Below are 3,942 nucleotides of genomic sequence, written 5' to 3' on the forward strand. Positions count from 1 at the left end.
CTCGTTCATCACGGAATATTCGCCCTTGCCGGGCACGGTGAGATCGAACGCGCGCGAGGTGACGGAGGAGCCGTGGACGAAGAACACCACTGGCCTTACCGCCTCACCGGGCTTGGGCTCGCCGATCCGCTTGCGATACATCCACAAGGGAACGTCGCCCTTCTTCGCCCAATATTCCCCGCTCCAGATCGCACCACTTTCGCTTGCATCCGCCGCCCGCGCGGCCGGCATCGGGGACAAGGCTCCCGCAACGAGGCCAAGGCCGGCAGCTTTCACCACGGTACGGCGGGCCAGCGAATTTTCGCGATCGATCATGGTGATCCTCCCACAAGGCCTTATTTTTCAAGCGATAAATAATTCTAGCAGCGCGAGAGCGCATTTGGAATGCCATGTGCGCTGCACCGAACATCATCGCGTGATTTTGCACGGAACAAGCTGACTTGACGGCAAAGCAGGTCTACTCTGCGCGAGCCGTGTGAGGGCCAAGAGGGAGGAACGCATCGTGAGCAGCCAATTGACGGAAGCCGAACTCGCCGCGTTGATGCCGTCGGAATTCTGCCAGTATCAGACGCCGATCCCGACCCAGATCGTCTCCAGCGACGAGTTCTATCCCGATCCGCAGAACGAACGGCAGCGCGAGGTCGAAGTGCGGCTGCTCGAGATGGCCGACGACCTCGGCGGCAGGCAGGGCCTGAGCCGGCGCCGCTTCTTCCAGACCGCGGCCGGCATGGCCGCCTCCTTCGTCGCCATGAACGAGGTGTACGGCCCGCTGTTCGACGTGACGCCGGCGGAAGCCGCCACGCCCGCGATGGCGGAGGAGCGCGCCCATGCGCTGAAAGACCAGTTCATCATGGACATGCACACGCATTTCCTGCGCGACGACACCCGCATCACCACCTTCCTGGAGATGCGCAAGGCGGTCGGCAAGGCCGGCTGGAACAAGCAGCTCGCCGAGCACGAGCAGACCATCGATGACCTCAAGTTCAACAACTACAAGAAGGAGATGTTTCTCGATTCCGACACCAAGATCGCGTTGATCTCCTCGGCGCCCTCCGACATCGAGCAGGACTGGTTCCTGACCAACGAGCAGATGGCGGAGGCGCGCAGGAAGATCAACGAGGAGGCCGGCACCCGCCGCCTGTTCTGCCACGCGATCTTCACGCCGGGACAGCCCGGCTGGCTCGACAAGCTCGATGCCGGCCTCGCGCTGAAGCCGGAATCCTGCAAGGGCTACACCATCGGCGACAACACCCACAAGGATCTCAGCCGCTATCCGTGGCGCCTGGACGACGAGAAGGTCGCCTACAAGGGCTACGAAAAAATGGTGAAGGCGGGCATCAAGAACGTCTGCGTGCACAAGGGCCTGTTCCCGCCGGGCATCGAGAAGCAGTTTCCGAACCTGCGCGGCTTCGCCGACGTCGCCGACGTCGGACAGGCCGCCAAGGACTGGCCGCAGCTCAATTTCATCATCTACCACTCCGCCTACCGCCACGTCGGCGGCGACCCCAAGGTGGCGCTGGCCGAGTTCGAGCGCACCGGCCGCATCGCCTGGGCCTCCGACCTCGCCGACATCCCGGCGCAATATGGCGTCAGCAACGTCTATGGCGACGTCGGCCAGTTGTTCGCGACCACGCTGGTGGCGGAGCCGAACGTCTGCGCGGCGCTGATGGGCACCCTGATCAAGGGGCTCGGCGTCGACCATGTCTGCTGGGGTACGGACGCGCTGTGGACCGGCTCGCCGCAATGGCAGATCGAGGGATTGCGACGGCTGGAGATCCCGGAGGTGATGCAGCAGCAGTTCGGCTTCGCGCCGCTCGGTCCCGCCGAGGGACCGGTGAAGACCGCGATCTTCGGCGACAACAACGCCCGCCTCTACGGCATCGAGCCGAAGAAGGCGATGCTCGACCTCAAGGGCGACCGCTTCACGATGATGAAGGCGGAATACGAGAAGACCGGCCCCGAACCGTCCAACATGCGCTACGGCTACGTGGTGCCGAACGGCACCATCGACCACGCGGTGTTTGCTTGAGGCAGTCGTTCCGGGGCGACGCGCAAGCGTCGAACCCGGAACCTCGAGATTCCGGGTTCGCACTTCGTGCGCCCCGGAATGACAGTGTCACTTCCCCCTGAATTCCGGCTTCCTTTTTTCGCGGAACGCGTTCACGCCCTCCTTCAGGTCCTCGCTGTCGCGGATGCCGTCGAGCACGCGGCGCACCTCGGCGACCGTCTCCAGCGGCCCCTTCGGCATCGCGTCGCGGGCCAGCTTCTTCAGCCCCTGCACCACCAGCGGCGCGTGACCGGCGATCTTCGCCGCCATCGCCTGCGCCGCGGCGACATGCTCGCCCTTCGGCACGACCCTGTTGACGAAGCCGATCTGGTAGGCCCGCTCCGCCGGCAGCTCCTCGCCGACCAGGAGGAACTCCATCGCGATCTTGTGCGGCATGCGCGCCAGCACCGAGGACACGCCGCCGCCGGTGGTGCCGATCTTGACCTCCGGATAGACGAAGCGCGTGGTCTCGGAGGCGATGCAGAGGTCGGCCATCTGCACCAGCACGAAGCCGCCGCCGACCACCCAGCCGGAGGTCGCTGCGATCACCGGCTTGTCGAGCTCGACGCCGAGGCCGGGCACCGCATGCCACATGTTGGCGGGAAGATCCTTGACATCGGCGCCGACGCAGAAATAGGCCTCCTCCACGGAGGCCAGCACCGCCACGCGATCGTCGCTGTCGCGAAAGCGCTGCCACGCCTGGCGCAGCTCGGTGCAGAGCGCGTTGTTCAGGGCATTATGGACGGAAGCGCGATCCATGGTGATGGTCGCGACGTGGTCGTGGCTGTCGTAGCGGACGAGTGGCATGGCGTTTTCCCTGTTTTGTTATGCTTGTTATGAAATTCGGAACCGTAGGGTGGGCTAAGTGTGGAGCCTCAGGAGGTTGTTCCGGCCCCGACCGAGTCTGCTGATCGGTGTCGTTGATCCGAGACTACCATGAGGGCGGTGCCAGTTGTAGCGGTGCAGCCATCTGGGCAACTCGGCGGCGCGTTGTTCGGAATTTTGGTAAGCACAGGCGTAAGCCCACTCGCGCAGGCTCGTCTGGATGAAGCGCTCGGCCTTACCGTTGGTCTTGGGGGTGTAAGGCCTGGTGCGGACATGCTTGAGACCGAGCTTCTTGCAGGCTTTGGCAAAAGCTCTGGATCGATAGCAGGAGCCGTTGTCGGTCATGACGCGCTGGGTTGTCACGCCCAGGCTCGCATAGTAGGCGACAGCGGCCTTGAGGAATGCCACGGCGCTCTCCTTGCGCTCGTTCTTCATGATCGAGCTGAAGCCGACGCGAGAAGCATCATCGATGCAAACGTGGACGAACTCCCAGCCCGCGTTGCGGGAGCGGATCGTGGGGTCGCCTGTGATGCGATGACCGACACGATTGAATTTACCGAGCTTTTTGATGTCGATGTGGATCAGCTCGCCGGGATGCTCGCGTTCATATCGCCGCACGGGTTCGGCCGGCTCAAGGGCCGAGATCCTGTTGAGACCGAGCCGGTGCAGGACCCGGCTGACGGTCGCGGGGGACACTCCGACCTCGGCGGCGATCTGCTTGCCGGTGTGGCGCTGCCGGCGCAAATCCTCGATAGCGGCGCACGTGGCGGCAGGGGTTTGGTCTGGCGATGAAAGGGGCCGGGAGGAGCGATCCCGCAAACCGTCGACACCTTCCTCGCGGAAGCGTTCGACCCATTTGCCAACCGTCTTCGGCGAAACATTGAACTGGCGAGCGGCAGCGGCCTTGCTCAACTCTCCTTCAACAACACTGCGTACCATGGCCTCTCGACCTTTCGGCGTCAGAGGGGCATTCTTGTGGGTGTCCATTTCGGTTCTCCGCGAATCGCTGGTGTTTGGCGACTTCAGAGTTTCCGGTCAGGGCCGAATGGACAACCTCCTGAAAGTTCACA

Annotated in this window: 3 protein-coding genes and 1 pseudogene; 1 reads left to right on the top strand and 3 read right to left on the bottom strand. The window is 63.7% G+C overall.

What is annotated here, in order from left to right:
• A pseudogene (locus tag JOY90_RS23755) lies at window positions 1-315 on the bottom strand (alpha/beta hydrolase); the annotation flags it as partial.
• 187 nt (window positions 316-502) lie between these two features.
• Between JOY90_RS23755 and JOY90_RS23760 the strand changes: the two are divergent.
• A complete protein-coding gene (locus tag JOY90_RS23760; protein WP_291693554.1) occupies window positions 503-2,029 on the top strand; it encodes an amidohydrolase family protein in 1,527 nt (508 codons plus the stop codon).
• An 87-nt stretch (window positions 2,030-2,116) separates the two neighbouring features.
• On the opposite strand, the gene JOY90_RS23765 is transcribed toward JOY90_RS23760, so the two are convergent.
• Both JOY90_RS23765 and JOY90_RS23770 read right to left on the bottom strand, forming a co-directional pair.
• Window positions 2,117-2,854: an enoyl-CoA hydratase/isomerase family protein gene (locus JOY90_RS23765; protein WP_291693555.1), complete on the bottom strand. Its 738-nt coding sequence runs from the start codon at window positions 2,852-2,854 to the stop codon at window positions 2,117-2,119.
• Window positions 2,855-2,908: 54 nt separating this feature from the next.
• Window positions 2,909-3,859, bottom strand: coding sequence for an IS481 family transposase (locus tag JOY90_RS23770; protein WP_291693556.1), 951 nt, complete (start codon window positions 3,857-3,859; stop codon window positions 2,909-2,911).
• Window positions 3,860-3,942 lie beyond the last annotated feature (83 nt).

It is taken from the genome of Bradyrhizobium sp., from assembly GCF_019242285.1.
Lineage (GTDB): Bacteria > Pseudomonadota > Alphaproteobacteria > Rhizobiales > Xanthobacteraceae > Bradyrhizobium.